Origin of the sequence: Nocardiopsis aegyptia (genome assembly GCF_013410755.1) — a bacterium.
Classification (GTDB): Bacteria; Actinomycetota; Actinomycetes; order Streptosporangiales; family Streptosporangiaceae; genus Nocardiopsis; species Nocardiopsis aegyptia.
In genome coordinates, this window is the sequence record NZ_JACCFS010000001.1 from 2,879,193 (window position 1) to 2,905,519 (window position 26,327).

General features: G+C 72.6%; 26 protein-coding genes and 1 tRNA gene. 6 read left to right on the forward strand and 21 right to left on the reverse strand.

Features of this window, described 5'->3' with window-relative positions; translation table 11 throughout:
- The first annotated feature begins 34 nt into the window (after nucleotides 1-34).
- Entirely contained in the window at nucleotides 35-1,192 is a 1,158-nt protein-coding gene (locus tag HNR10_RS12940; RefSeq protein WP_179823471.1) for an acyl-CoA dehydrogenase family protein, read from the forward strand.
- A gap of 40 nt (nucleotides 1,193-1,232) precedes the next feature.
- Here the strand turns inward: HNR10_RS12940 and HNR10_RS12945 are convergent, their stop codons facing one another.
- Nucleotides 1,233-2,045, reverse strand: coding sequence for an NAD-dependent epimerase/dehydratase family protein (locus tag HNR10_RS12945; protein WP_179823473.1), 813 nt, complete (start codon nucleotides 2,043-2,045; stop codon nucleotides 1,233-1,235).
- 105 nt (nucleotides 2,046-2,150) lie between these two features.
- Nucleotides 2,151-2,390 carry a hypothetical protein gene (locus HNR10_RS12950; RefSeq protein WP_179823475.1) on the reverse strand — a complete coding sequence of 80 codons (240 nt, stop codon included), beginning with the start codon at nucleotides 2,388-2,390 and terminating at the stop codon, nucleotides 2,151-2,153.
- 179 nt (nucleotides 2,391-2,569) lie between these two features.
- Between HNR10_RS12950 and HNR10_RS12955 the strand changes: the two genes are divergently transcribed.
- The 3 genes from HNR10_RS12955 (at nucleotide 2,570) to HNR10_RS12965 (ending at nucleotide 5,503) form a co-directional block, all read left to right on the forward strand.
- The gene (locus tag HNR10_RS12955; protein WP_179823478.1) at nucleotides 2,570-3,754 is read left to right on the forward strand and encodes a sensor histidine kinase; all 1,185 of its coding nucleotides are present in this window, start codon (nucleotides 2,570-2,572) and stop codon (nucleotides 3,752-3,754) included.
- On the forward strand, nucleotides 3,751-4,440 hold the full coding sequence (locus HNR10_RS12960) for a response regulator transcription factor (RefSeq protein WP_179823480.1): 690 nt from the start codon (nucleotides 3,751-3,753) through the stop codon (nucleotides 4,438-4,440). The genes HNR10_RS12955 and HNR10_RS12960 overlap by 4 nt, the downstream gene beginning before the upstream one ends.
- Before the next feature lie 283 nt (nucleotides 4,441-4,723).
- Nucleotides 4,724-5,503 carry a glutaminase gene (locus HNR10_RS12965; RefSeq protein WP_179823482.1) on the forward strand — a complete coding sequence of 260 codons (780 nt, stop codon included), beginning with the start codon at nucleotides 4,724-4,726 and terminating at the stop codon, nucleotides 5,501-5,503.
- Between the two features lie 36 nt (nucleotides 5,504-5,539).
- On the opposite strand, the gene HNR10_RS12970 is transcribed toward HNR10_RS12965, so the two are convergent.
- The 13 genes from HNR10_RS12970 to HNR10_RS13030 all read right to left on the reverse strand — a co-directional run bounded on the left by HNR10_RS12970 (nucleotide 5,540) and on the right by HNR10_RS13030 (nucleotide 19,364).
- Nucleotides 5,540-7,288 carry a serine/threonine-protein kinase gene (locus tag HNR10_RS12970; protein WP_179823484.1) on the reverse strand — a complete coding sequence of 583 codons (1,749 nt, stop codon included), beginning with the start codon at nucleotides 7,286-7,288 and terminating at the stop codon, nucleotides 5,540-5,542.
- Nucleotides 7,289-7,740: 452 nt separating this feature from the next.
- Complete coding sequence (locus HNR10_RS12975) at nucleotides 7,741-8,838, reverse strand: cytochrome P450 family protein (RefSeq protein ID WP_179823486.1); 1,098 nt, start codon at nucleotides 8,836-8,838, stop codon at nucleotides 7,741-7,743.
- Entirely contained in the window at nucleotides 8,835-10,187 is a 1,353-nt protein-coding gene (locus tag HNR10_RS12980; protein ID WP_376769752.1) for a cytochrome P450 family protein, read from the reverse strand. The genes HNR10_RS12975 and HNR10_RS12980 overlap by 4 nt, the downstream gene beginning before the upstream one ends.
- Nucleotides 10,188-10,618: 431 nt before the next feature.
- On the reverse strand, nucleotides 10,619-12,880 hold the full coding sequence (locus HNR10_RS12985; protein ID WP_179823488.1) for a heavy metal translocating P-type ATPase: 2,262 nt from the start codon (nucleotides 12,878-12,880) through the stop codon (nucleotides 10,619-10,621).
- Nucleotides 12,880-13,080 (reverse strand): hypothetical protein, encoded by a 201-nt coding sequence (locus HNR10_RS12990; RefSeq protein WP_179823490.1) that lies wholly within the window; start codon nucleotides 13,078-13,080, stop codon nucleotides 12,880-12,882. Before HNR10_RS12990 ends, HNR10_RS12985 begins: the two co-directional genes overlap by 1 nt.
- Before the next feature lies 1 nt (nucleotide 13,081).
- On the reverse strand, nucleotides 13,082-13,288 hold the full coding sequence (locus HNR10_RS12995) for a heavy-metal-associated domain-containing protein (protein ID WP_179823492.1): 207 nt from the start codon (nucleotides 13,286-13,288) through the stop codon (nucleotides 13,082-13,084).
- 301 nt (nucleotides 13,289-13,589) lie between these two features.
- On the reverse strand, nucleotides 13,590-14,189 hold the full coding sequence (locus HNR10_RS13000; RefSeq protein ID WP_179823494.1) for a GNAT family N-acetyltransferase: 600 nt from the start codon (nucleotides 14,187-14,189) through the stop codon (nucleotides 13,590-13,592).
- Between the two features lie 189 nt (nucleotides 14,190-14,378).
- Nucleotides 14,379-15,875 carry an alanine/glycine:cation symporter family protein gene (locus tag HNR10_RS13005; protein ID WP_179823496.1) on the reverse strand — a complete coding sequence of 499 codons (1,497 nt, stop codon included), beginning with the start codon at nucleotides 15,873-15,875 and terminating at the stop codon, nucleotides 14,379-14,381.
- A 183-nt stretch (nucleotides 15,876-16,058) separates the two neighbouring features.
- Nucleotides 16,059-16,346, reverse strand: a complete 288-nt coding sequence (locus HNR10_RS13010) for a GNAT family N-acetyltransferase (protein ID WP_179823498.1) — start codon at nucleotides 16,344-16,346, stop codon at nucleotides 16,059-16,061.
- Nucleotides 16,347-16,458: 112 nt separating this feature from the next.
- Entirely contained in the window at nucleotides 16,459-17,397 is a 939-nt protein-coding gene (locus HNR10_RS13015; protein ID WP_179823500.1) for a DUF5996 family protein, read from the reverse strand.
- 67 nt (nucleotides 17,398-17,464) lie between these two features.
- A complete protein-coding gene (gene narJ / locus HNR10_RS13020) occupies nucleotides 17,465-18,178 on the reverse strand; it encodes a nitrate reductase molybdenum cofactor assembly chaperone (RefSeq protein WP_179823502.1) in 714 nt (237 codons plus the stop codon).
- A gap of 318 nt (nucleotides 18,179-18,496) precedes the next feature.
- Complete coding sequence (locus HNR10_RS13025) at nucleotides 18,497-19,222, reverse strand: rRNA methyltransferase (protein ID WP_179823504.1); 726 nt, start codon at nucleotides 19,220-19,222, stop codon at nucleotides 18,497-18,499.
- 67 nt (nucleotides 19,223-19,289) lie between these two features.
- Nucleotides 19,290-19,364, reverse strand: a tRNA-Asp gene (locus tag HNR10_RS13030).
- Nucleotides 19,365-19,461: 97 nt separating this feature from the next.
- On the opposite strand from HNR10_RS13030, the gene HNR10_RS13035 reads away from it, so the two are divergent.
- Nucleotides 19,462-19,896: an RNA-binding S4 domain-containing protein gene (locus HNR10_RS13035; protein WP_179823506.1), complete on the forward strand. Its 435-nt coding sequence runs from the start codon at nucleotides 19,462-19,464 to the stop codon at nucleotides 19,894-19,896.
- Between the two features lie 18 nt (nucleotides 19,897-19,914).
- Here the strand turns inward: HNR10_RS13035 and HNR10_RS13040 are convergent, their stop codons facing one another.
- The 6 genes from HNR10_RS13040 to HNR10_RS13065 form a co-directional block, all read right to left on the reverse strand.
- Nucleotides 19,915-20,736, reverse strand: a complete 822-nt coding sequence (locus HNR10_RS13040) for an alpha/beta fold hydrolase (RefSeq protein WP_179823508.1) — start codon at nucleotides 20,734-20,736, stop codon at nucleotides 19,915-19,917.
- Between the two features lie 46 nt (nucleotides 20,737-20,782).
- Entirely contained in the window at nucleotides 20,783-21,376 is a 594-nt protein-coding gene (locus HNR10_RS13045) for a hypothetical protein (protein ID WP_179823510.1), read from the reverse strand.
- Nucleotides 21,377-21,451: 75 nt separating this feature from the next.
- Nucleotides 21,452-22,291: an ABC transporter ATP-binding protein gene (locus HNR10_RS13050; protein WP_179823512.1), complete on the reverse strand. Its 840-nt coding sequence runs from the start codon at nucleotides 22,289-22,291 to the stop codon at nucleotides 21,452-21,454.
- Nucleotide 22,292: 1 nt separating this feature from the next.
- Nucleotides 22,293-23,360, reverse strand: coding sequence for a FecCD family ABC transporter permease (locus HNR10_RS13055; RefSeq protein ID WP_218897739.1), 1,068 nt, complete (start codon nucleotides 23,358-23,360; stop codon nucleotides 22,293-22,295).
- A complete protein-coding gene (locus HNR10_RS13060; protein WP_179823514.1) occupies nucleotides 23,357-24,409 on the reverse strand; it encodes a FecCD family ABC transporter permease in 1,053 nt (350 codons plus the stop codon). Before HNR10_RS13060 ends, HNR10_RS13055 begins: the two co-directional genes overlap by 4 nt.
- 12 nt (nucleotides 24,410-24,421) lie before the next feature.
- On the reverse strand, nucleotides 24,422-25,459 hold the full coding sequence (locus HNR10_RS13065) for an iron-siderophore ABC transporter substrate-binding protein (RefSeq protein WP_179823516.1): 1,038 nt from the start codon (nucleotides 25,457-25,459) through the stop codon (nucleotides 24,422-24,424).
- Between the two features lie 230 nt (nucleotides 25,460-25,689).
- Here HNR10_RS13065 and HNR10_RS13070 point away from each other — a divergent pair, with 230 nt between their 5' ends.
- On the forward strand, nucleotides 25,690-26,322 hold the full coding sequence (locus HNR10_RS13070) for a TetR/AcrR family transcriptional regulator (RefSeq protein ID WP_179823518.1): 633 nt from the start codon (nucleotides 25,690-25,692) through the stop codon (nucleotides 26,320-26,322).
- The last annotated feature ends 5 nt before the right edge of the window (nucleotides 26,323-26,327 follow it).

The window sequence follows — 26,327 nt, forward strand, 5'->3', positions numbered from 1 at the left end:
CGAGGGGCGGGACACCCTCGGGGAGGGAAGACTCATGAGCGACTTCGACCTGTTCAAGACCACCGAGGAGCACGAGGAGCTGCGCGAGGCCGTACGCTCCGTCGCCGAGGACAAGATCGCGCCGCACGCCGCCGAGGTGGACGAGACCAGCTCCTTCCCCCAGGCCGCCCACGACGCCCTGGTCGCCACCGACTTCCACGCCGCGCACATCGAGGAGAAGTACGACGGCGTCGGCGCCGACGCGCTGGCCACCTGCATCATCATCGAGGAGGTCGCCCGGGCCTGCGCCTCGTCGTCCCTCATCCCCGCGGTCAACAAGCTCGGCACCATGCCCGTCATCCTGGGCGCCTCCGAGGAGGTCAAGCAGCGCTACCTGCCCGAGGTCGCCGGCGGCGCGGCGATGTTCTCCTACGGCCTGTCCGAGCGCGAGGCGGGCTCCGACACCGCGAGCATGCGCTCCCAGGCGGTGGCCGACGGCGACGACTGGATCCTCAACGGCCAGAAGTCCTGGATCACCAACGCCGGCGTGAGCAAGTACTACACGGTCCTGGCCGTGACCGACCCCGACGGCCCGCGCGGGCGCAACATCTCGGCGTTCGTCCTGCACGCCGACGACGAGGGCTTCTCCCTGGGCGAGCCCGAGCGCAAGCTCGGCATCAAGGGCTCCCCCACCCGCGAGCTGTTCTTCGACAACGTGCGCGTCCCCGGCGACCGGATCGTCGGCGCCCCGGGCGAGGGGCTCAAGATCGCCCTGCGCACCCTCGACCACACGCGCGTGACCATCGGTGCCCAGGCCGTCGGCATCGCCCAGGGCGCGCTCGACCACGCCGTGGCCTACGTCAAGGAGCGCAAGCAGTTCGGCAAGGCCGTCGCCGACTTCCAGGGCGTCCAGTTCATGCTCGCCGACATGGCGATGAAGCTGGAGACGGCCCGCCAGATGGTCTACGTCGCCGCCGCCAAGTCCGAGCGCGGCGACGACGACCTGGCCTTCTACGGTGCCGCGGCCAAGTGCTACGCCTCCGACGCGGCCATGGAGATCACCACCGACGCCGTGCAGCTGCTCGGCGGCGCGGGCTACGTCAAGGACTTCCCGCTGGAGCGCATGATGCGCGACGCCAAGATCACCCAGATCTACGAGGGCACCAACCAGATCCAGCGCATGGTGATGGCCCGCCAGCTCCTCAAGAAGTAGGCCTCCGCCACGGCCTGGCCGGACCCGCCCCGCGGGCCGGTCAGGCGGTGGCCTCGCGCACGAAGCGGGCCATCGGGATGGGGTCGCGGCCCAGCGCGGCGCGCACGTCCTCGGTGACCGAGCCCGCCAGACCCGCGTTGGCGGCGGCGAACCGCTCGTTGAGGGTGTCGATGTAGCGCTCGCCCCATCCGCGGTCCGACGCCCGGAAGTAGAACCCGGCCTCGTCGATCGCCTTGTACCGCCACACCGGGCTGTCCGTGCCCTTGGTCATCCTGACCACCTCGCGGAAGGTCAGCGCCTGCGGGCCGGTCAGGGTGTACTCGCGGCCGTGGTGGTCGGCGGTCAGCGCGGCCACGGCCGCGTTGGCGACGTCGCGGGCGTCCACGAAGCTGATCCCGGACTTCTTGCGCACCGGCAGTTCCAGGCGCCCGTTGCGCGACCGGGCGAGGTTCGCGAAGACCCCCTCGGTGAAGTCCTGGTGGAACCAGTTGGGCCGTAGGACGGTCCAGCGGCCGAACAGCTCCTTGACCCGCATCTCGGCCGTGCGCTGGTCGGAGTCGGAGGGCGCGTGCTCGGTCCCCATGGCCGACATCACGACGGCGTGGTCCACGCCCGCCTCGGCCGCGCGCTCCAGGAAGCCGCCCACGCGGCTGCCCAGGCCGAGGCCGACCGGTGTGACCACGAACACGCGCTCCACGCCCTTGAGGACGTCCCCCCAGTTGGCGGTGTCCGTCCAGTCCAGGCGGGTCGGCGAGGTGCGCGAGGCACCCGTCACGGGCAATCCGCGCCGCTCCAGCTCCGTGAGGACGCGTCTGCCCACCATCCCGGTCGCCCCGGTGACCAATGTGCTCATCGGCCCCACCGTACCGACCCCGGACACCCGGCGCTCCCCTTCGGTCCCGCGGGGTGACCGCGCGTGCCGCCCGGCCGGGGCCTCCGAGGGCTCCCGGCGGCCGGCTCACCCGCGGCGCTCGGGCGCCAGGGCCTCCATCGCCAGGACCAGCGCGCCGCCCAGGGCGGCCACGGCCAGGTTGGCGAACAGCGCGTACTCCTGCAGGAACGACACGTTCGGGATGACGAACCTGTTGAAGGAGTTGAGGACGATGCCGAACAACGGCTGGTACCAGAGGTGGTCGATGGCACCGCTGACACCGATGAGGAAGACGAGCACGCCGAGGCCCTGAAGAATCTTGCGCATGCCACCGACGCTAGGTCCCCCGCGCGGTCGCCCGCATCGGCCACCGGTGTCGGCCCGGGCGTCCGGAGGACCGGCCCCCCGCGCGCCGGCGCGACCAAAGTAGGGAGTCGCCCGACGTCGGTACCGCGTTCCCCGCCGATACCGGATCCGGCGCCGCCCGCGCCATAGACTCCGGGACGATGAACGCATCCACCGGCCGACGGCGGCGCACCGTGCGCGACTGGATCGTGGACTTCACCATCTTCCTGCTCGCGGTCGGCTTCGGCCTGGCGCTGGCGGTCGAGTTCCCCGACCCCCCGCACGGAGAGGGCTCGCCCTACACCGCCGTCGACCTGCCGCTGTGGCTGTCGGCCACCGAACAGGTGATCGCGCTGGCGGCCTGCGTGGGCCTGTGGTGGCGTCGGCGGTGGCCGGTCGAGCTCGCCGTCGTCCTCGTCCTGCTCTCCTCGGTCCTGACCCTGGTGTCCGGGGCGATGCTCATCGCCCTGTTCTCCCTGGCCGTCCACCGGCCGCCGAAGGTCAGCCTCTCCGTCCTCGTGCTCGCCGTGGGCGCCACCTCCGTCCACGCCATCGTGCGCCCCGACCCCTACTCGCCCTTCCTGGTCGACTTCCTGCTCGGCGTCGCCATCCTGGGAGCCGTGACGGGCTGGGGCCTGACCGTCCACCACCGGCGGCGGCTGGTGGAGTCCCTGCGCGACCGGGCCGTGCACGCCGAGACCGAGGCCCGCCTGCGCGCCGAACAGGCCCAGCACCAGGTCCGGGAGTCCATCGCCCGCGAGATCCACGACGTCCTCGGGCACCGGCTCTCCCTGCTGAGCGTGCTCGCCGGCGCCCTGGAGTACCGGCCGGACACACCGCCGGAGCAGGTGGCGCGCTCGGCGAAGGTCATCCGGGAGAGCGCCCACCAGGCGCTCCAGGACCTGCGCGAGGTGATCGGCGTCCTGCGAGCCCCGGTGGGCGAGCTGCCGCAGCCGACCATGGCCGACCTGCCCCAGCTCGTGGCCGAGGCCGACGACGTCGGCGCCCGGGTCGAGCTGTCGCGGGAGCACGAGGAGCCGGTGCCGGACCGGGTCGGGCGCGCGGCCTACCGGATCGTCCAGGAGGCCCTCACCAACGCGCGCAAGCACGCTCCGGGCGCCCGCACCCGGGTGCGGGTGGCCGGCGGCCCGGGCGAGGGGATCACCGTGGAGGTGGTGAACGACGCCGCCGCCGCGCCGCCGGACCACTCGGCCGCCGGCGACGGGGCCGGCCAGGGGCTGGTCGGCCTGGCCGAGCGGGTGTCGCTGGCGTCGGGCCGGCTGGAGCACGGTCCGACCGACTCCGGTGGCTGGCGGCTCTCGGCCTGGCTACCGTGGCCCTCATGAGCGAACCGCAGCAGGGCAGCCGACGGATCGGGGTCGTCATCGTCGACGACGACGCGCTGGTGCGCGTCGGGCTGGTGATGATGATGGGCGGAGCGCCCGACATCCGGGTGCTCGCGGAGGCCGAGGACGGCGCCGGCGTGCTCGCACTGGCCGAGGAGCACGACCCCGACGTCGTGCTGATGGACATCCGCATGCCGGGCGTGGACGGGCTGACGGCCACCGGGCGCCTGCGCGCCCTCCCGCGTCCGCCGGAGGTGCTGGTCCTGACCACGTTCGACGCCGACGAGCACGTCCTGCGGGCCCTGCGGGCCGGGGCGGCGGGCTTCCTGCTCAAGGACACCCCGCCGGACGAGATCGTGGAGTCGGTGCGCCGGGTCGCCCGGGGCCTGCCCGTCCTCTCCCCCAGCGTGACCAGGCGCCTCATCGACCGGGTGGCCTCGACCGGGCACGACCAGCGCGCGGTCCGGGCCCGGGAGCGGCTGGCGGTGCTCAACACCCGGGAGGCCGAGGTGGCGGTCGCCGTCGGCGAGGGCCGGTCCAACGCCGACATCGCCGCCACACTGTTCCTCAGCGTGCCGACCGTCAAGACGCACGTGTCGAACATCCTCACCAAGCTCGACCTCAACAACCGGGTCCAGGTGGCGCTGCTGGTCCACGACGCCCAGCTCCTGGACGGCGCCGAGTAGGGGCGCCGAGTAGGGGCGCCGCGTAGGGGCGCCGCGTAGGGGCGCCGCGGCGAGGGGGCGGGGCGCCGACACTCCGGACACGCCGGGCGCTGCCGCGCGGGCCCGCCCGGGCACCGCATACTGCCAGTGACGACCGCGCCACCGGACACCAGGGAGGGCCTGCGATGAGCGGTGCCGCCCACGGCACGACCGACGCCCGCTTCGCCGGGGTCCTGGACGCCGTCATGGAGCGGGTCCGCCCGCACGTCGGGGCCGGCCGGGACGCCGACTACCCGTCGCCACCGTGGACGGCACCGTCCACTCCGTCGGCGACTTCCACGTCCGCTTCTCCATGCAGAGCATCACCAAGGTCTTCACCCTGGCGCTGGTGATGAGCCGCGCCGACCACGGCATCTGGCGGCGGGTCGGCCGCGAGCCGTCCGGGTCGGCCTTCAACTCGCTCTACCAGCTGGAGTTCGAGAACGGCATCCCGCGCAACCCGCTGATCAACCCGGGCGCCATCGTCGTCACCGACCAGCTGTTGAGCGACACCGGTGACGCCCTGTCCGCGCTCTTGGACCTGCTGCGCGCGGAGACGGGCAACCCCGAGCTGAGCGTCGACAGCGTCACCGCGGGTTCGGAGGCCGAGACCGGCCACCGCAACCGGGCCCTCGCCTACCTGATGGCGAGCTTCGACAACATGCGCAACCCGGTGCCCGAGGCGCTCGACCACTACTTCCGCCAGTGCTCGATCACCATCTCGACCGAGGAACTGGCCCGCGCCGGGCTGCTGCTGGCCCGGCACGGGGTGCGCGCCGACGGCGGCCGGCTGATCGACCACGGCGACGCCCGGCGCATCATGTCGATCATGCTCAACTGCGGCACCTACGACGCGGCGGGCGAGTTCGCCTACCGCATCGGTCTCCCCTGCAAGAGCGGTGTGGGCGGGGGCATCCTGGCGATCGTGCCGGGACGCTACTCCGTGGCCACGTGGGGGCCGGGCCTGGACACCAAGGGCAACTCGGTGGCGGGCGCGGCGGCGCTGGAGGCCTTCACCGACCTCACCCACTGCTCGGTGTTCTGAGGCGGCGGACGCGCCCCGGACCCCGCGCCCGTGCCGTCAGGCCGCCGGCTCGAAGGTCTCCGACATCCGGTCCAGCAGCGCCCGGTTGCCCTCCGGGTCGTCGTTGCTCGCGACGAGGAACAGCGCGTAGCCCTTGTCCTCGGTGTGGAAGCCCCGGTTGATGCCGTGCATCCGACCGCCACTCCCGTCGTAGGTGAACTCCCAGTCGGCGGCACTGACGTAGTCCTCGGTCCAGTCGGCCTCGACGTCCTCGATCCCCGTCAGCTCGTACCCGCCGAAGTTGCCCCGGGCGGTCGGCTCGAAGTCGCGCCAGTCGTCCCCGGCGTCCGGATTCGGGTCGTCGGTCTGGTCCACGAGCAGGTAGCCGCCGTCGGGGTTGTTGAAGTACACCATGTGGCCCCGGCGCTCCTCGGTCCAGTCCTCGGGCACGTCCACGGAGAAGCCGCTGGGGTCGTCGTGGCGGACCAGGAAGTCCCACTCGTCGTCCGGCTCCTCGGACTCCTCGGTCTCCGGTTCCTCCGCGTCGTCCCGGCCCTCCTCCCCGGCGGCCCCGGCCTCCTCCGACGCAGGGGCGGAGGGGTCCCCGTCCGTGCCCGCGCCCGCTTCCTGGGAGCCGTCGACCAGTCCCGCGCCCGACCCGGCGCCCGGCCGGTTCATGCTCAGCAGCACGCTGGTCGTGGCTCCGGCCACCAGGAGGACCAGGACGGCCGCCACGACGAGCAGGGTGCGCCGGGTGCCGCGGCCTCCGTGCCGGGACGCGCCCCGCCCCGGCACGGAGGCCGCGGCGGACACCGCCGCCCCGCCCGTCCCGACCGGCTCCTCCGGAGCGTCCTGGGCCGGTCCGGCGGACGCCGCCCCGCCCGCGCCCTCGTCCGGAGCCGGGGACGGGTCCATGGGCGCGGGGGCCGTCGTGGCCAGGGTCGGGGCGACGGCCGGCGCGGTCCCGTCCTCCTCCTCGGCGTCCCGGATCTCCCGCAGCCGGGCGCGCGCCTCGGTGACCGTCGGCCGGTCCTCGGGGCGCTTCTCGCACAGGGCCTCGAGCAGCGGCCGCAGGGCTCCGGCGCGCTCGGACACGGGCAGGTCCTGGGTGACGATCGCGGTGAGCGTCGCCATCGGGGTGGGCCGGTCGAACGGCAGGCCGCCCTCGACCGCCTGGTAGAGCGTCACGCCCAGCGACCACAGGTCGGAGGCGGGGGTCGCCGCCTGTCCCTGGGCGACCTCCGGGGCCAGGTAGCTGGGCGAGCCGATGAGCAGCCCGGTGCTGGTGAGGTGGGTGGAGCCGTCGAGGTGCGCGATGCCGAAGTCGGTGAGCACAGCCCGGTCGTTCCCGGCGATGAGCACGTTGCCGGGCTTGACGTCGCGGTGCACGATCCCGCGCCCGTGCGCCTCGCCCAGCCCGGCGGCCATCTGCTCGCCGATGCCCGCCGCCCGGCCCACGCCGATGACGCCGTCGGACTTGATGAGGTCACCCAGGGAGGGCCCGCGCACGAGCTCCATCACGATCCACGGGCGGCCGTCCTCCTCGGCCACGTCGAACACCGTGATGATCGAGGGGTGGCTGAGCTGCGCCGCGCTGCGCGCCTCGCGGAGCATGCGCGTCCGCAGGACCTCGATCTCGTGCGGGGGGAGGTTGGCGGGGGTGGTCAGCTCCTTGACCGCGACGGGCCGGTCCAGGAGGGTGTCGGTCCCCTTCCAGACCCTCCCCATGCCGCCTGTCCCGAGCACCTCTTCCAGGCGGTAGCGGCTGGCCAGGAGTCGACCGGGGTCGGCTTCCGAACTGTTCATGGTGTGCGATTCCTCTGAGGGGGAGGCAGGCATGGGAGATCGTGGCTGGTGGAGGGGCACCGGAGGGGGACACCAGCGAGTCTAGGGCGTGTGGCGGATACTCGCCCTGCTGCGCGGCGCCCCAGCGGCACTCTCGCCGCGTTCTCATCAGTCGACAGGGGAACCAGCCGGGCCCCCGCTGTGCGACAACGGCGAAGCCGCACAGTAGGGGAGCTCCTTCTTCGGCCTGGCGAGAGCACCACTGGATGCACCGCTCGCGACGGGCGGCACCCACCACACACGCCCTGGAAGCCGTGCCGACCGATGACGCTCCCCGTGCGGTGACGATGGTGTCGCCCACCTCGGACGAATCCGGACGAAACACCCCTGACATGCGGCGATCCCGCCGCGGGCGCTGTGACGCGTCCGACGGCGGGACCGGCTCGTCCGGGCGTGTCCCACGCCCGGGTGGGTCAGGAGAGGCGCACGGGGAGTGCCTGCACGCCTCCGACGATGAAGGACGGCAGCGGCTCCAGGTCCTGGTCGGCCACGGCGAGGTCGAGCCCGGGGAAGCGCGCGAACAGGCGCGGCAGCAGCTCCAGGACCTCCATCCGGGCCAGGCTCGCGCCCAGGCAGTAGTGCCGCCCGTGGGAGAACGACAGGTGCCCGGTGTCCTCGCGGGTGATGTCGAACAGGTCCGCGGTGTCGCCGTGGCGTTCGGGGTCGCGGCCCGCGGAGCCGTAGCCCAGCAGCAGCGGCTCCCCGGCGGGCACGGTCACCCCGGCCAGCGCGAACTCCTCGGTCGTGTACCGCATGGGGACGAAGCCGCTGGCGCCGTCCCAGCGCAGGACCTCCTCCAGGACGCGGTCCCAGCCCACCTCGCCCGCCAGCACCAGGTCGAGCTGGTCGCGGTGGCCGAGCAGCGCCCGCACCGCGTTGGCGATGAGGTTCATGGTGGTCTCGTAGCCCGCGCTGATGATCAGCACGAGGCTCCAGACCAGTTCGTCCTCGCTGAGCCGGTCGCCCTCGTCGCGGGCGGCGATGAGGTCGGTGGTCAGGTCGTCGCCCGGCTCCGCGCGCTTGGTGGCGACCAGGTCCGTCAGCAGCGCCCACATCTCCATGAAGGTCGCCATGGCCTGGTCGGGCGCGATGCTCTGGTCGAAGAACACGTTGACCTGGCCGTGCAGCTTCGGCCGGATCTCCTGGTCCAGCCCGAAGAGGTCGCTGATGACCGTCATCGGCAGCCGCTGGGCCACGGTCGCCTTGAAGTCGACGACCCCGCCCTCGGCCGCGGCGGCCTCCGCCTCCAGGTCGTCGAGCAGACCGTCCGCGAGCACGGCGATGGCCTCGCGGAGCCGTTCGAGCCGGCGCGGGGTGAACGCGCGCGACACCAGCTTGCGCAGCCGGGTGTGCTCGGCGCCGTCGCTGGTGAGCATGTTCTCGGCGATGATCCAGGAGATGAGCGGCCAGTCCGGCGGGATCTCACCGGCGTTGAAGGCCGTCCAGTGCTTCTTGTCCTTCTGCACCCTCGGGTCGGCCAGGGCCTCCTCGACGGCCGCGTGCGTGGTCACGACCCACGCAGCAACCTCACCAGGAAGTTCGACAGGGACGACAGGCCCCAGGGCGCGGAGGTGCTCGGTCTGGGCTCGGAGGTTTCCAGGGGCGAGTCGGACGGCGTCCACGACTCTCCTTCCGGTGGGGAGTTGAGCGGCGACTGCGGCGTGAAGCGGACGGGCAGGTGGACGGGGAACCAGGTCAGCGTGGAGAGCTGGTAGCACAGCTCCTCGGGCGGAACGGCCAGCGACAGGCCCGGCAGCCGTGTCAGCAGGACGCGCACGGCGATGGTCGCCATGGTGGTGGCCTCGTCGATGGCCGGGCAGCGGTGGGGACCGGCGCCCCAGGCGACGTGCGCCCGGTTGCTGGTCTCGGCCATCTCCGCGGCGTTCTCCTTGAGGAAGAAGTGGTCCGAGGCGGCGAAGCCCAGCAGGACCGGCGACCCGGCCTCGATGACGCGCCCGCCGCCCACGGGCACGTCCACCCGCGGGTAGATCACGGGGTAGTTCGTGATCGGCGGGTCCTTCCACAGGACCTCGTTGACGATGTCGTCCAGGGCCGCCGCCGACAGCGAGGCGTCCGAGCCCGGTACCGCGCCCGGCCTGGTCAGGATCTCGCGGATAGTCGCGTACACCAGGTCGGCCGTGGGCTCGTTGGACGCCGCGATGATGAGCAGGAGCTGGTGGAGCACCTCCTCGTCGGTCAGGGCGGCGCGGTGCTGGAGCAGCCGGGTGGTGAGGTCGTCCCCGGGCACGCGGTGCTTGGTGGAGACCACCTCCGACAGCGCGCGCTCGGCCTCGGCGTTGGCGCGCTCGCTGTCCACGCCCGCCCAGATGTTGCGCATGGCGGAGGCGAAGCGCAGGCCCTGGTCCTCGTCGAACCCGAAGAGCTCGTTCATCACCAGCAGCGGCAGCATGCGGGCGTACTCGTTGAGCGCGTCGGCCTCGCCGCGCTCGCAGAACTGGTCGACCAGGCTGTCGGCGTAGCGCCGGGTGGTCTCGGACAGGCGGCGCTCGCTCACGCTGCCGAGGCAGTCGGTGAGGGCGCGGCGCAGCCGCTGGTGCTCGCTGCCGTCGACGAACAGGGCGTTGGGGCGGGGCGCCATCATCGCGATGAGGCCGGAGTCGACGCCCACCCGGCCCTCGCGGTAGTCCTTCCACAGCCGGGAGTCGTGCGTGAAGGTCGTGGTGTCCCGGGACCAGGAGATCAGGGTGGAGTAGTCGGTGACGAGCCACCCGTGCACGCCCGGTTCGAGTTCGACGGGGACCACGGGGCCGTGGTCGGCGCGCATCTTCTCGTAGAGGGCGTAGGGGTCGGGGTGCGGCTCACTGTGGTGGAGCGCTGCGCGGGGGCATCCAGATGTCACGGGACCTCGACTGGGGGGTGTGGTCGGGGACGGGAGCGGCCGTCCTTCCAGGGCTCGGGCACGGCGGGGGCCGCGCGGGGCTGCGCGAGAACCCCTGACTACACGGAGTTCTCGCGCAAACCCTAGCGGGTTCGGGGCGCTTTCACACCGGGTCCTTCGTCGTCGCTCCTGCCTGGCTCGTTCCTCGCCGACGGCAGAGACTCCTCCTGCAGGCACCGGTGCGCCCCTCACCACCTGCCTGTCTTGGGCCTCCGCTCGTGCCTCGCTTCGGCCCGATCAACCCTTTGGGGTTCCCGGAACGATCCCGCGCACCTTCCACCCCCTGTGGATCCGGCGAGCGGAACCGCTCCCCCTTGCCCCGGTGGTTCCGACGGCCGAAGGCCCCGCCTACCGGGCGTCCGGTGGCGGGGCCTTCGGCTCGGGAGCCGTTGCTATTCGTTGGGTGCGGGCTCGGTGAGCGGGCGGAAGCGGCGCAGCCGCTGGCTGTTGGTCACCACGAACACGCTCGACATCGCCATCGCGGCGCCCGCCAGCATCGGGTTGAGCAGGCCCGCCGCGGCGATGGGCAGCGCCGCCGCGTTGTAGGCGAAGGCCCAGAACAGGTTGCCGCGGATGGTCCCGAGCGTGCGCCGGGACAGCCGCACCGCGTCGGCCGCGGCGCGCAGGTCCCCGCGGACCAGTGTGAGGTCGCTGGCCTCGATGGCCACGTCGGTCCCGGTGCCCATGGACAGCCCCAGGTCGGCCTGGGCCAGGGCGGCGGCGTCGTTGACCCCGTCCCCGACCATGGCCACGGTGCGCCCCTCGGCCTGGAGGCGGGTGACCACGTCGACCTTGTCCTTGGGCAGGACCTCGGCGACGACCTCCTCGATCCCGACCTCGTCGGCGACCGCCCGGGCCACGGCCTTGTTGTCGCCGGTCAGCAGGATCGGGGTCAGTCCCAGCTCGCGGAACCACCGGACCGCCTCGGCGCTGGTGGGCTTGACCGTGTCGGACACCACCAGCACGCCCCTGGCGCGTCCGTCCCAGCCGACGGCGACGGCCGTGCGGCCCTCGGACTCGGCGGCCTCGATCGCGTCGGCGAGTTCCTCCGGCAGGTCCTGCGACCACTCCTGGAGCAGTGCCACCCGGCCGACCAGGACGGCGTGGCCGTCCACGACGCCCTGGACGCCCCGGCCCTCGATGTTGGCGAAGTCCTCTGTCGCGGGGAGCGCCCCCACCCGCTCGGTCGCGCCCTTGGCGATCGCGCGGGCGATGGGGTGTTCGGAGGCGTTCTCCAGTGCTCCGGCCAGGCGCAGCAGCTCGTCCTCGTCCTGTCCGGGGGCGGCGGTGACTCCGGCGAGCGCCATGGTCCCGGTGGTGACGGTGCCGGTCTTGTCCAGGACGACCGTGTCGACCCGGCGGGTGCTCTCCAGCACCTCGGGGCCCTTGATGAGGATGCCGAGCTGGGCGCCGCGGCCCGTGCCCATCATCAGTGCCATGGGCGTGGCCAGGCCGAGCGCGCAGGGGCAGGCGATGATGAGGACGGCGACGGCGGCGGTGAACGCGGCGGCGGTCGGCTCGCCGGTCCCGAGCCAGAAGCCGAGGGTGCCGACCGCGATCATGATGGCGACCGGCACGAACACCCCGGACACGCGGTCCGCGAGCCGCTGGACGGCGGCCTTGCCGTTCTGGGCGTCCTCGACCAGCCGCGCCATCTGGGCGAGCTGGGTGTCGGAGCCGATCCGCGAGGCGCGCACGACCAGGCGCCCGCCCGCGTTGACGGTGGCGCCGACGACGGTGCTGCCCGGGGAGACCTCCACCGGGACGGACTCGCCGGTGAGCATGCTCATGTCGACCGCGGAGGTGCCCGACTCGACGGTGCCGTCGGTGGCGATCTTCTCGCCGGGCCGCACGACGAAGTGGTCGCCGACGGCGAGCCGGTCGACCGGGACGAGCTCCTCGCGCCCGTCCCGCAGGACCGTGACCTCCTTGGCGCCCAGTTCGAGCAGGGCGCGCAGGGCGGTCCCGGCCCGCCGCTTGGACCGCGCCTCGAAGTACTTGCCGAGCAGGATGAAGGACGTGACGCCGGCCGCGACCTCCAGGTAGATGTTGCCGGACCCGTCGGTGCGGGCGATGGTGAACTCGAAGGGGTGCGTCATGCCCGGCGTCCCGGCGGTACCGAGGAAGAGGGCGTAGAGCGACCACAGGAACGCCGCGGTCACGCCGAGCGAGACCAGGGTGTCCATGGTGGCCGTGCCGAGCCTGAGGTTCTTCCACGCCGAGACGTGGAAGGGCAGGGCGCCCCAGACGATGACGGGGGCGGCCAGGGCCAGGGAGGCCCACTGCCAGTAGGTGAACTGCAGGGCGGGGACCATCGCCATGGCGATGACCGGGACCGACAGCGCCAGGGAGACGACGACCCGGTCGCGCAGCGCGCGGGTGGGGTCGGCCTCCTCGGCGGCCTCCTGCTCCCCGGAGCCCTCCGCTCGTGGGACGGTGGCGGTGTACCCGGCCTTCTCGACCTGGGCGACGAGTTCCTCGACCGCGGTCGGCGCGCCGTCGAAGCTGACCCGTGCCTTCTCCGTCGCGAAGTTGACGCTGGCGGTCACGCCGTCGAGCTTGTTCAGGCGCTTCTCGACGCGGTTGGCGCAGGCGGCGCAGGTCATGCCGCCGATGGCCAGTTCGACCGACCGCTCCTCGGTTCTGCTGGTCATCAGCGCTCCATGTCCGTGTCGTCGTGGCCGCCCGCGTCGTCGGGGCGTGCGGTGTCCTCGTGGCCCTGGTCCTCCGCGCGCTCGGCGTCCTGCGTCCGCTCCGGCAGAACGGGGCCGGCCAGGGAGCCGGCCCCGAACATCACGGCGAACACGGCCACGAGGCCCAGAACGTAGAGCCCGAGCTTCGTGGTCACGCCCATGTCAGGCACGCACCTCGTAGCCGGCCTCGTCGATGGCCGCGCGCACCGAGGCGTCGTCGATGTCGCCCTCACCGGTGACGGTCACCTTGCCGGACTCCAGGTCCACCCGCACGTCGGTGATGCCCTTGACCCCGGTGACCTCCTCGGTCACGGAGTTCACGCAGTGCCCGCAGCTCATGCCGTCGACCGTGTAGACAGCGGTAGCCATGTCGCCTCCTGATTCGTGTGGCGGTCTCCGTCGCGGACCGCTCCGACTGGGACCGACTATACCCCTAGGGGGTATCCATCCGTCAAGTCGCTTCACCGCACGTCCGCGACGCGCCCCCACACATTACCCCAGGGGGGTACCAAGGAGCGGCAAAGAAGCCCCCGTCGCGTCCGGACGGATCCGGATCCCGCGGGGGCCGCGTTGAAGAGGGGGTCGGGGGTCGGGGATCGGGCGAGACCGGTGGGGTACGGCTCGACCTCGTCGTCTCCGGGGCCGGTGGGGGCGGCGTCCGGAGGCGGGCCTACTCGGCCTTGAGCTCCAGGCGGGCCACCACGCGCTCGCTCAGGTGGTGCCCGGACAGGGTGAAGCCGGCACGGCGGAACATCTCCACCGTCCCTGTGTAGACCTCCGCGCTCGGGGCGCGCCCGCCCGCGGTGTCGACCGGATAGGCCTCCAGCACCCGGGCGCCGCCGGAGCGGGCGTAGTCGATCGCCCCCTCCAGGAGGCGGCTGCCCAGTCCGCGGCGCCGGCGGCGCGGCGGGAGCCAGAAGCACACCAGCGACCACACGCCCGGCTCACGCGGGTCGGCCGGGCGCAGCGACCGCGAGCGGGAGAGCCGGATGAAGTCCTCCCGGGGCGCCACGGACACCCAGCCGCACGGACCGTCCTCGTCATAGGCGAGGAGCCCCGGCACGCGCCCGTCGAGGGTCAGCCGCCGTAGCTCCTCCTTGTTGTCCACGCCCCGATTCGACCGTTCGCACGAGGTGCTCGCGGTGTGGTCCTTGGCCCGTCTTCGGAAGAACGTGCACCAGCAGTGCCCGTAGGCTCCGGTCGGCCCGAACAGGTTCTCCAGGTCTTCCCACCGCTCGGCGGTGGCGGGCTCGATTGAGACGATGGACATCGGACTCCCTCGACGAGACACACTGGCCGCCACGACTGTGATCCAGAACACTAGCGATGATTCGCCGTGACCGAAAGAACACGCTTGCCCGCGAACGCCCGCTCCTGGGCCGTTCTGGCGCCGTCACCGCACGTCGGACACAGGAAGGGGCGGACCCCGACGGGATCCGCCCCTGCGCCACGGCCGGGGTCAGACCCGTGACCCCTCGGACACGTCCGTGCCCTCGGTGGCCGGGTCCCAGCACTCCACGCCCTTGAGCCCGGGCACGCGGTCCCGCGTGAACACCGGGTCGCGGCCCTCACGGCGCTGCTCGTTGTAGTCCTTGAGCAGCTTGAACGTGATCATCGCCAGCGGCGTGATCGCCACCAGGTTGACCAGGGCCATCAGGCCCATGGTCGTGTCGGCCAGCGTCCACACGAGGTCGATCGAGCCCAGGGCGCCCAGCATGGTGGCCACCAGGAACACGATCTTGTAGCCGAACATGACGCTCTCGTTCCGCGTCAGGTACTCGATGTTCGACTCGCCGTAGTAGTAGTTGCCGAGCACCGAGGTGAACGCGACCAGGATGAGGATCAGGGTCATCAGGTGCAGCGCCCACGGACCGAGCGACGCCATGACCGCGTGCTGGGCCAGGTCGCCCTCCAGTCCACCGTCGAGCGGCTCGGTCCCCCTGCCCAGCAGGACGATGAAGGCGGTCACCGTGCACAGCACGAGGGTGTCGAAGTACACGCCCAGGGTCTGGACGAGCCCCTGCTTGACCGGGTGCGTGACCGACGCGCTGGCCGCGGCGTTGGGGGCGGAACCCAGGCCCGCCTCGTTGGAGAACATGCCCCGGCGCACACCCTGGACGATCACCGTGCCCAGCGCGGCCGCGCCGAACTCGCGCAGGCCGAAGGCGTGCTCGAAGATCATCACGAAGACGCCCGGGACCGCCTGGTAGTTCATCGCCATGATGACCAGGCCGATGATGACGTAGATGGCCGCGAAGGCCGGGATGAGCGCCTGAGCGGTGTGCGCGATCCGGCGGACGCCGCCGAAGATCACCAGCGCGGTGGCCACGACGACCGCGACGCCGACGCCGGCCGACAGCCACAGGCCCGAGCCGGTGCCCAGGGACTCGGAGGAGTTGGTCACGGCACCGGCGATCGTGTTGCTCTGCGCCGCGTTGAAGACCATCGGGAAGGTCAGGATGAGGATGATCGCGAACAGGACCCCCAGCCAGCGCTGGCCGAGCGCCCGCTCCATGTAGTAGGCGGGGCCGCCGCGGTAGCCCGTGCGGTCACGGACCTTGTAGAGCTGGGCGAGGGTGGACTCGACGAAGCTGGCGCCGCCCACGATCAGAGCCATCGCCCACATCCAGAACACCGCGCCGGGGCCGCCCAGGGAGATCGCCACCGCCACACCGACGATGTTTCCGGTCCCCACGCGGGCCGCGGCCGAGATCATGAACGCCTGGAGCGAGGAGACGGCCTTCTTGCCGTCCGGCGCGATCTCGGGCGTTCCCCCGACGACCTTGAACATCTCCGGGATCATCCGGAGCTGGACCAGGCCTGACCCGAAGGTGAAGTACAGGCTGACCACCACGAGCAGGGGGATCAGGATCCAGGCCCAGAAAACGTCGTTGACGCCGCCGATGGCCTCGGTGAGACTCGCGCTGAGGGTGGGTGCTGCGTCTGCGGATATCACGTGGTCGAGCTCCTTCGCTCAGGATGAGGGACAACCGCCCACTCTTACCCGGCAAAGCGATCCGTACCACTATTTGGACAACCCTTGTCCAGACGTTGCCCCTCTGGTGATATTTCCGTTATTCGGAACTATGTCCGAGTTCCTCACCCTCGTCATCGTTCGCCCCACCCGCCGAGCCGCAGGTCAGCCCTGGTGCACGAGGTCCGCGTACTCCGGGTGACGCTCCAGGAACGCCTGGACGAAGGGGCAGATGGGCACGATCCGCAGCTCGCGCGCACGGATGGTGTCGAGGGACTCCCGGACGAGCGCGCTGCCCACGCCGCGGCCCTCGTAGGCGGGGTCGACCTCCACGTGGGGCAGGGCCAGCACCCCGTCGTCGATGAGGTGGTACGCGGAGAACCCCGCGAGGTTCCCGTCCACGCTCACCTCGAACCTCGACCGCTCCCGCGCGTCCTCGACCGTCAGCTCCATGGCCATCTCCGCTCAGTGCGTCGGCCCCGCACGCGGCGCGTGCGGGGTACATGCGCCCACAGAATGCCACGTTCCCCCGGAGACCACGCACACACCTCGTACCGGGACGCCGTCAGCCCCGGACGACGTAGGGATCGGTGACACCGCCGGGGCACGCCAGCGCGGAGATCTCCCAGCCGGCCAGGGCGGCCCCCGCCCGGTAGGAGCTCTCCAGGAACTCCAGGACCGAGGCGCGCGGATCCGGCATCCGGCGCACGTCGGCGTACCGCAGCAGCGCCAGGTGTCCGCCCCCGCTCTTGACCCACTCCGCGGCCACCGGGGACAGCGGCTGCTGGGCCAACCCGTCCGGTTCGGGCGCCGTGTAGGAGTAGAAGCACGGTTCGGGGACGGTGTCGTCGCCGAACCAGAAGCCCGAGCTCACGACCTCCCGCGAGTAGGCCTCCCGGACGAGGCCGCCCACCTCTCTCGGCTGCGGCACCGGGTGCGGGGAGAAACGGGTGACGGCGATGTCGAAGGTGTGCCAGAAGTGGTGCACGGGACTGATCTTGCCGGAGAAGCCCGACGAGAACTCCTCCAGGATCAGGTTCACCTGGCTCAGCACCTGCCAGTACCGCATGGCGTGCTCGGGGACGTAGGTCGCATGCTCGTGGTCCTGGACGAACGGCCGGTCGGAGTCCGGCAGGTCGAAGGGGTGCGCCTCCGAGATCGACCCGTCCACCCCCAGGCCGTCCAGCAGCGACTGAAAGCGGAGGTAGAACTCGGCGACGCTGAGCCCCTCCAGAGGCAGAGAGGCCTCCTGCCCGTCGAGCGTCGAGGCGACCAGCCGGTGGCGGACGAAGTCGAAGTCCACCGTGAACACCGGGTTGCCGTCGCCCAGCCCCATCGGCCGGGTCGTGAGACCGGACCCGGTCAGGTGGAAGGGCACGTGCCACCAGTGGTTGCGGCGCGGGCTGTGCTCCAGCCGCACCTTGCCGACGATCTGCTCGAAGCGGTGCAGCGTCTGCTTGGTGTCGTACCAGGATTCGAGTGGGATGTCCGGGAACAGCTCCATGTGGTGCTCCGTCTCTCTGTGACCGACACCTCGGCGTGGATGGGGCGCGGCATCCGCCCGCGGGGGCTCACCGGCCCCCTCCTCCCGCCCGCGGCCACCGCCCGTCGACCGCCCTGCGCGGGTGCGGGACGTCCTCGGCGGGCGGCCCCTGCGCGGCCGTCCGGTGGGCGGCCTCGTGTTCGGCGCGCCGCGGCGAGGGCAGGGTGAGGCGAACGGCGTCGAGCACGCGCGCGTACGCGGTGCCGTGGGCGTGCAGGGCCGTGCCCAGCCGTTCCAGGCCGTGCCGGAACCGCGCCAGCAGCGCCTCTCCGGCGTCGGCGTCGCCGCGGGCCGCGAACTCCAGGACCACGGCCAGGTGGTCGGGGAGTTCGTTGGCGCCCACCTTCCACCCCGACCGGGCGTAGATCCCGGCGATCTCGGCCCGTTCGTGGCCGCGCCGCCGCGTGTCGCCGTCGGTGTAGTGGGTCAGGTGCAGTGTGCGGCGCCGGCGGTGGTCGAAGACGTCCACGTAGTGCTCGCACAGCTCCAGCTCGGGCGTGGTGGTGGCGTACTCGCAGAACTCGTCGAGGGCCTCGCGCACGGCACCGCGCGGGAGCCCGGCGACCGCGCGGGCCACGAGCGGCAGGCGGTCGAAGAAGCTCTCGTCCGGGTAGCCCAGCATGGCCGAGGCGACCTGGCGCGTCACGGCGACGCGGTGCGCGGGCCGGGCCGCGCGACCGTCGGGCCGCCGTGGCGCGCCGGTGCCCCCGGTGGTGTCGGTGGCGTTGGTGGTGTCGGTCATCCTCGCTCCTCCGGATCGACCTCGTGCTGCCATTCCGACCACACCCCGTTTACCTGGACGCCGTCCGGAAGGGACGAGTCAAAGTCGGATTCCCACCGCGTTCCCTTCATGAATATGCCTCGCGAGGTGGCGGACTCCCACTTCCCACACCGCTGCGCGTGACAATCGTGACGAATCGTCGGGAAGGAGGCCGTATGCGCGACACGTGCGTCCCCGCCCGGGGACTCATGGGGTCCGCGGCGCCCGCGGGACTCCCGACCGGGCCGCGCCCCGACCGCCGTCCACAGCCTGTGGACGGCCCGCCCCTCCTGGGAACCCTCAGGGCGCCACGTCGCGGGCGCGCACGAGCACGGCCGCGCGGTTGCCGACCTTGACCCGTTCCAGGGCGCGCACACCGGGCGGCAGGACGACCCGGCGCGTACGCGCGGTCACCACCACGACGGCGTGCGGGGGCAGGACCCGGCCCAGGGACGCCAGCAGCGCCGCCATGGGGTCGCCACCGGGGGCCTCGCCCCGCCAGTGCGTGAGGTCCCCGTAGGGCACGTCCGTCACGACCAGGTCGGCCTCGACCGGCTCGGACAGCGTGAACACGTCCGCCACGCCCGTCTCATGGGGGAGGTCGCCGCCCATAGACGCCAGACCGGCCGCCAGCGCGCCGGCGGTCCCGGCGCGCCCGACGAACTCCGCCCGGCCGAAGTCCAGCGCGGAGCGACGCAGCTCCTCCTGGCGCTCGGCCAGCCCGTCGGCCGTCAGCAGCGCGAGGTTGCGCGCGGCCAGGGCGACCGCGTCGGTATCCACGTCCGTGGCCCGCGCGTGGACGATCCGGTCCCTGTGCAGCAGCCCCAGCACGGTCACCAGGTAGCCGCTGCCGCAGCACGGGTCCCACATCCGGACCCGCTCCTGGGGCACGTGCGCCAGCCCTCGCTGGAACAGCTCGCTGGCCAACCGCACCGGGAACCCGGGGAACCCCGGCGCGGACCGCAGCACGTTCCCGCTGGCCAGCGCCGAGTGGTCCGCCCGTTCCGTGGCGTACCGGTAGACCACAACCGCCCCCTCGACTCTCCCCACAACAGCGAAGGCCCGGCGTCCTCAGACGCCGGGCCTTCCTCTGCGGTCCTGACGGGATTTGAACCCGCGGCCTCCACCTTGACAGGGTGGCGAGCACTCCTAACTGCTCCACAGGACCTCGCTGCGTGTACAACTCTAGCGCGACTTCGGAGTACTTCGTACCGGAGCCGTCCTAGAGTGACGGAGAACGCTCCACTCTCCAGAAGGGAACCGGTGTGAACGAGTCCTCGGCTCCCCTGCCGCCCGGCCCCGACTCCACCCGGGTCGACCGATGGCTGTGGGCCGTGCGCCTGGTCAAGACGCGCGCGGACGCCGCCCAGGCCTGTCGCGGCGGGCACGTCCGGGTCAACGACCGCCCGGCCAAGCCGGCCACGATCGTCAAGCCCGGCGACGAGGTGCGGGTCCGCCTGCACGGGACCACGCGCATCGTCGACGTCACGCACGTGCTGGCCAAGCGGGTCGGCGCGCCGGTCGCCGCGCGCTGCTACACCGACCGGACGCCCGCGCCTCCCCCGGAGGCGGCGGTGCCGTTCGTCAAGCGCGACCGCGGCGCGGGCCGCCCGACCAAGCGCGACCGCCGCCAGATGGAGCGCATGCGCACGGAGTTCCCCCGCCGCTGTGAGCCCGTGGACGCGGGTCCCCCCCTGTGAGCTCCGCCGGTCGGGCCGTCAGGCGCGCAGCGGCTGGTCGGTGAGTCCGCGTTCGGTCAGGCCGTGCTCCGCCAGGAACTCCAGGACGGCCCGGGTGGCCTCCGGCTCGGCCTCGTGCGGGTAGCCGTGGCGCATCCCGGGCAGCGTCAGCAGGCGTGCGCCCGGGATGCGCTCGGCGAGCAGTTCGGCGTTGCCCACGGGCGTGAGCTCGTCGTCCTCGCCGTGCACGACCAGGGTCGGCGCGGTGATGCCGGGCAGGAGGTCCCAGCCGTCGTAGCCCGTGCTCGCCCCGAAGTGCAGGCGCTGGGCGCGCAGGGGGCCGCGCGGCAGGACGCGGGTGACGGTGTCGGGATGCGCGGCGGCCCAGTCGGGCGTGTAGAACAGCGGTCCGATCAGCTCCCGTCCGGCCGCCGTACCGGCCTGGCGCAGCGCCAGCGTGGCCGAGCGGGGACGTTCCACCTCGTGGTCGCCTCCCGGCGCGGTCGAACCCAGCACGAGCGCGCCGACCCGCTCGGGCGCCAGCGAGGCAAGGGTCTGGGCGACCTTGCCGCCCATCGAGAAGCCGTAGACGTGGGCGCGTCCGATGCCGAGGTGGTCCAGGACGGCGAGGGCGTCACGGGCGAACAGCTCCAGGCTGTAGGGCTCCCCCAGCGGGGCGTCGCTGCCGCCGGTGCCGCGGAAGTCGGTCCGCACGACCCGGTGCCGACGCGCCAGGCCGGTGTGGACGCCGTCCCACATCTCGTGGTCGAGCGCCTGGCCGTTGAACAGGAGGAGGGGTTCGCCCTCTCCGAGGACGTCGTACCAGAGGCGGGTGCCGTCAGCGGCGATCACGTGGCTCACGGGTCCGGACCCTACTCCCGCGGGCCGGATCGCGCCGCGTCGCGGATCACACCGACCGGCCCAGCTCTTCCCACACGGCCCGGTTCTCCGCGGTCCGGTCGATCTCCGAGACCGCCCAGAATGCCGCCAGGGCGACCACCACGCCCGCGACCGCGGCCATCATGGGTCCGCCGCCGGCTTCGGGGCCCGAGTCGTGCGGCCACGCCAGGAGGAGCAGCACCGGCAGCGCCCACCCCGCGGCCTGGACGGCGACGTGGACTCCTCGACTCCCGCTGAACAGCCCGGCGAACGCCAGGGCCGCGGTCAGGAGCACGGCGACCAGTGCGACGAGGATCAGCCACCGGCCGTCCTCGTACGCCTCCGCCAGTAGCTCCCACCCGGTTCCCATGGAGCGGGCCGACGAACCGAGGGTCAGGTCGCCGTCATCGTCGAACGACGGCCCGAAGCCTCCGCCGCGCACCCACGGCAGGGAGAGGGACAGCAGCAGGGCCATGGCTCCCGCCCCCAGCCCGCCGGTCACCACGCGCGCGTGCAGGGCGCCCACCTCGTTGTGCGCCACCCGCTGTTCCAGGGCGGCCATCCGGTTGCGCAGCCGGTGGAGCTCGTCCGGCCGACCGTCCTCGGCGTCCCTCTGGGCCATCGCGCGGGGTCCCTCCTGCTCGGGTGTCGGTGTCACTGGGGGTGGATGCCCCGGACCGCTCCGCGGTTCGGCGTCTCAGCTCGGCAGGTGCGCGGGGTTGCGCACCAGCGGCGAGAGGCTGGGCGTTCCCGTGACCGGGTCGGGGAAGACCTGGGCCGAGAGCCCGAAGACGTCGCGGACCAGGTCCTCGGTCACCACGTCGCGGGGGCGGCCGGACGCGTACACCGAGCCGTCGAGCATGGCCACCAGGTGGTCGGAGTAGCGCGAGGCCAGGGTGAGGTCGTGCAGGACCATCACGACCGTGGTCCCCTGCGTCCGGTTCAGCTCCAGCAGCAGATCCAGGACCTCCACCTGGTGCGCGATGTCGAGGAACGTCGTGGGCTCGTCCAGGAGCAGCAGGTCGGTCCGCTGGGCCAGGGTCATGGCGATCCACACCCGCTGCCGCTGCCCCCCGGACAGCTCGTCCACCGACCGCTCCGCCAGTTCCAGCGTCCCGGTCGCCTCCAGGGCCTCCTGCACCGCCTCGTCGTCGCCGCTCGTCCAGCGCCGGAACCAGCCCTGGTGCGGGTAGCGGCCGCGGCCCACGAGGTCGGCGACGGTGATGCCGTCCGGTGCGACGGGGCTCTGCGGCAGCAGGCCCACGGTCCGGGCCACGTCGCGGGTGGGCAGGGTCCGGATGTCCGTGCCGTTGAGGAGCACGCGGCCCCCGCGCGGCGGCAGCAGGCGGGCCAGGCCCCGCAGCAGGGTGGACTTGCCGCACCCGTTGGCGCCGACGATCGAGGTGACGACACCGGGCGGGACCGCCATGCTCAGACCGTGCACGATGGTCCGGTCGCCGTAGCCGAGCGACAGGTCCTCCGCCGCCAGGGCGGAGAAGGCGGGGTCCGCCGTGTGCGCGGTGTCGGACGGGATCATGTCAACCACCTGCCCCGGACCGGTTGGTCCGCATGAGGAGCCAGAGAAGGTACGGCGCGCCCACGATGCCGGTCACCACCCCCACGGGGAGGAGGACGTCGGGGATCGTGAACTGCGCGAGGAGGTCGGACGCGAGCATGATGAGCGCTCCGATCAGCGCCGCGGGCAGCAGCGCCAGGCGGCCCGACCGGACGGTGCGCCGGGCGATCGGCGCGCTGACCAGGGCCACGAACGCGACCGGGCCGGTCACCGCCACCGCCGAGGCGGCCAGGCCCACCGACGTCAGCAGCAGCCAGAGCCGGGTCCGCTCGGCGGGCACGCCGAGCGAGATGGCGGAGTCGTCGCCCAGTTCGAGCGAGCGCAGCCGCCCGCCGAGCAGGACCAGGGCCGCCACCAGGACGGCGAAGCAGCCGAGCAGCGGGTTGAGAGTGGGCCAGTCGGCGCGGGCCAGGCTGCCGGTGATCCAGGTCAGGGCCACCCGCGCGTCGCGGACGTCGCTCTGGGTCAGCACCCAGGAGACGACGCTCGTGGACAGCGCCGCCACGCCGATGCCGATCAGCAGGAGCCTGTAGCCCGCCACGCCGTGCCGCCAGGCCAGCAGGTAGATGGCCGCGGCGGCGGCGAGCGCCCCCAGGCACACGAACCCGGCCAGCGCGAGGCCGCTCAGGCCCAGGTAGACCACGCCCAGGACGCCGGCCGCGCTGGCGCTGTGGGTGATGCCGACGATGTCGGGGCTGGCCAGCGGGTTGCGGACGATGGTCTGGAGCAGCGCCCCGGACAGCCCGAGGCAGGCACCCGTGACCACCGCGGTGAGCAGGCGCGGGAGCCGCAGTTCGATCAGCACGAACCGGGTGACCTGGTCGGCCCGCCCGGTGAGGAGGTCGAGGAGTTCGGGCAGGGAGACCGACGCCCGGCCCACGCTCACCCCCAGCAGCATCGCGCCGAGGAGCAGCAGGACGAGGACGAGCGTGACCGCGGCCTCGCGCCGGGTGCCGCGCCGGCGCACGGCGCGGACGGTGCCGCCGGACGGACGGGTGGACGGACGGGTGGACGGACGGGTGGTGATCACAGCCGCACCGCCTTCCCCTTGCGCACCAGAGCGATGAACAGCGGGGCGCCGATCACCGCCGTGACGATCCCGACCTGGAGCTCACCCGGGCGTGCGACCACCCGGGCGATGACGTCGCAGGCCAGCAGCAGTGTGGGCGAGGCGAGCGCGCTGAAGGGGAGGATGAGCCGGTAGTCCAGGCCCACGACGCTCCGGGCGACGTGCGGCACGAGCAGGCCGACGAAGGCGATCGGTCCGACCGACGCGGTCGCGGCTCCGCACAGCGCGACGATCGCCACGGCCGCCAGGATCCGGGTCCGCACGATGTTCTGGCCGAGTCCGCGGGCGACGTCGTCGCCCAGCGCCAGGCCGTTGAGCGAGCGGCCGAGCAGGAGGGCGACCAGCGCGCCGCCCACGATGAACGGCGTGGTCTGGGCGACCACGGGGAGTCCGCGCGCGGCCAGGGCCCCGACCTGCCAGAACCGCATCTGGTCCAGCGAGGACTGGTCGACCAGCAGCACGGCGGTGACGATCGAGGTCAGGGCGGCGGTGACCGCCGCTCCGGCCAGCGCGAGCTTGACCGGGGTGGCGCCCTCGCGACCGAAACTCGACACCCCGTAAACGACCACCGCCGACACCGCGGCGCCCGCGAAGGCGAACCACACGTACTCGCCGGGCGAGGTCGCGCCGAGGAGGCTGATGGCGCCCACCACGAAGAGCGAGGCCCCGGCGTTGATCCCGAGCAGCCCGGGGTCGGCGAGCGGGTTGCGGGTCAGGCCCTGCATCACCGCGCCCGCCATGCCCAGGGCCAGTCCCGCCGTGAGTCCGACCAGGGTCCGCGGGAGGCGCTTCTCGACCACGACCAGGTGGTCGGGGAGGGTCGGGTCGGTGCGCAGCACGGCGTCGAGCACGACGCCCGGCGGCAGGGGGTTGGCGCCCACGGCGAGGCTGAGCAGCGCGGCGACCGCCAGGGCCAGGCCGAGCAGCAGGAAGCCGAGCGCCGCGCGTGGGCGCCCGGGCCTGCGGGTGGCGGGGGCGGTGCGGGCACCGCCCCCGGTGGTGGTGGTCATCGGGGTTCCGCGCTACTCGACGTTCTCGGCGGCGGCGACCAGCTCGGGCACATACCGGTCGAGCATCCACGGGATGGACAGCACGGTCGGGGCGCTGCTGGCCATGACGAAGTCCTCGCCGACGATCGGGGCGAAGCGGCCCTCCTGGACGGCGGGCATGGCGGCGACGAGGGGGTCGGAGGTGAACTCCTCCAGGGACGCCTCGTCGGCGAAGTACATCACCAGGACGTCGGTCTCGATCTCCTGCAGGTTCTCGTAGCTGACCTGGAAGAAGAAGGAGTCGTCGGGGTCGGTGTCCAGCTCGGACACGCTGGCGCTGGGCTCCATGCCCAGGTCGGTGAGCATCTCCACGCGCGGGTCGTACTCCCGGTACACGTTGAGCACGTCGGCCTCGTTGGCGGCGGCGTAGAAGAAGGTCGTGCCCTCCAGCTCGGGGTTCTCCCCGGCCAGCGCCTCGACCTGCGCCTGGGTGTCCTCCAGCAGCGCCGCGGCCTCGTCCTCCTTGCCGAGCGCGCGGCCGACGATGTCGACCTGCTCCTGCCAGGTGGTGGCCCACGGCTGCTCGGGGTAGGCGACGGTGGGCGCGATCTCCTGGAGGCGGTCGAAGTCCTCCTGCGTGAGGCCGGAGTTGGGGGCCAGGATCACGTCGGGGCGGGCCTCGACGATCTCCTCCAGCGGCGGGGCGTCGGCGTGCGCGCCGGAGAGGATGGTGGGCTGATCGCCGCCGAGCTCCTCGATCTTGTCGGCGTCCCACTCGAAGACGCCGTCCTCGTTGCCGCCGTAGTCGTTGCGGGGCATGGCCACAGGGACGACATCCAGGGCGAGCACGACGTCCTGCGCGGACCAGCCCCAGGTGACGACGCGCTCGGGCTCCTCGGGGATGACCGCTTCGCCGAGGGCGCTGTCGATGGTGACGGGGAAGGCGCCGTCGCCGCCACCGCCGCCGGTCCGGCCGTCGTCCCCGGCGTCGGTGCCGGAGCAGGCGGTCAGGAGTGCGGCGCCGACGAGGGCGGCTGCGGTCATCTGGACGGGTCTGGACAGGGCGGTCATGCGGTGGTTCTCCTCGACGGGGGTACGGCCGGACCTCTGCCGACCGTGACGGCACGGAGAGGGTTGGTTAGGCAAGGCTAACAACACCTGACCTGCGCTTGCTCCCCACCCCCGGCGTCTCCTCTCCGCGCCCGGCTCCAGGTGGGGGGTTGAAAACAAAAATCTAATCTGTTCAAATAGACACACGACGGCGGGACACCTCCCGCCACCGAGACCGGAGGGAGCCGGCCATGCCCGCCGCCTTCAGCGAGACCGAGCGCGCCCGGATCATCGAGCGGCTGCTCGCCAACGGGGAACGGTTGTTCACCGCCCAGGGCCTGCGCAAGACCTCCCTGGAGGATCTGGTCGCCGGCACCGGCATCGCCAAGAGCAGCTTCTACCAGTTCTTCGCCGCCAAGGAGGCGCTCTACCTGGAGCTGATGATGCGGCAGTCCGCCGCCGTCAAGCGCGAGGTCGTCGACGAGGCCCTGCTCAGCACCGAGGACGTCCGCGAGGGACTGCGGCGCTTCCTGCACGCCACCCTCCGCCGGTTGGAGACCGACCCGCTCTACCGGCGCCTCATGACCCACCCCGAGGAGATGGCCGCCGTCATGCGCCGACTCGGCACCGCCGACCCGGCCGCCGTCTCCGCCTTCGGCTCCTCGCCCGACAACCCGGCGCGGGCCTTCGTGGACTACGTCCGCGACCACCAGGAGGAGGGCGAGCTCCCCGGCCACGACCCCGCCGTCATCGTCGGCGTGATCCAGGCGGTCCTCGTCCTGCCGCTCAACCGGGAGCTCCTCGGCGACCCCGCGCTGCTCCCCCAGATCCAGGACCTGCTGGTCGACATCGTCGCCACGGGCCTCACCCCTCGGAAGGACTGACCGCC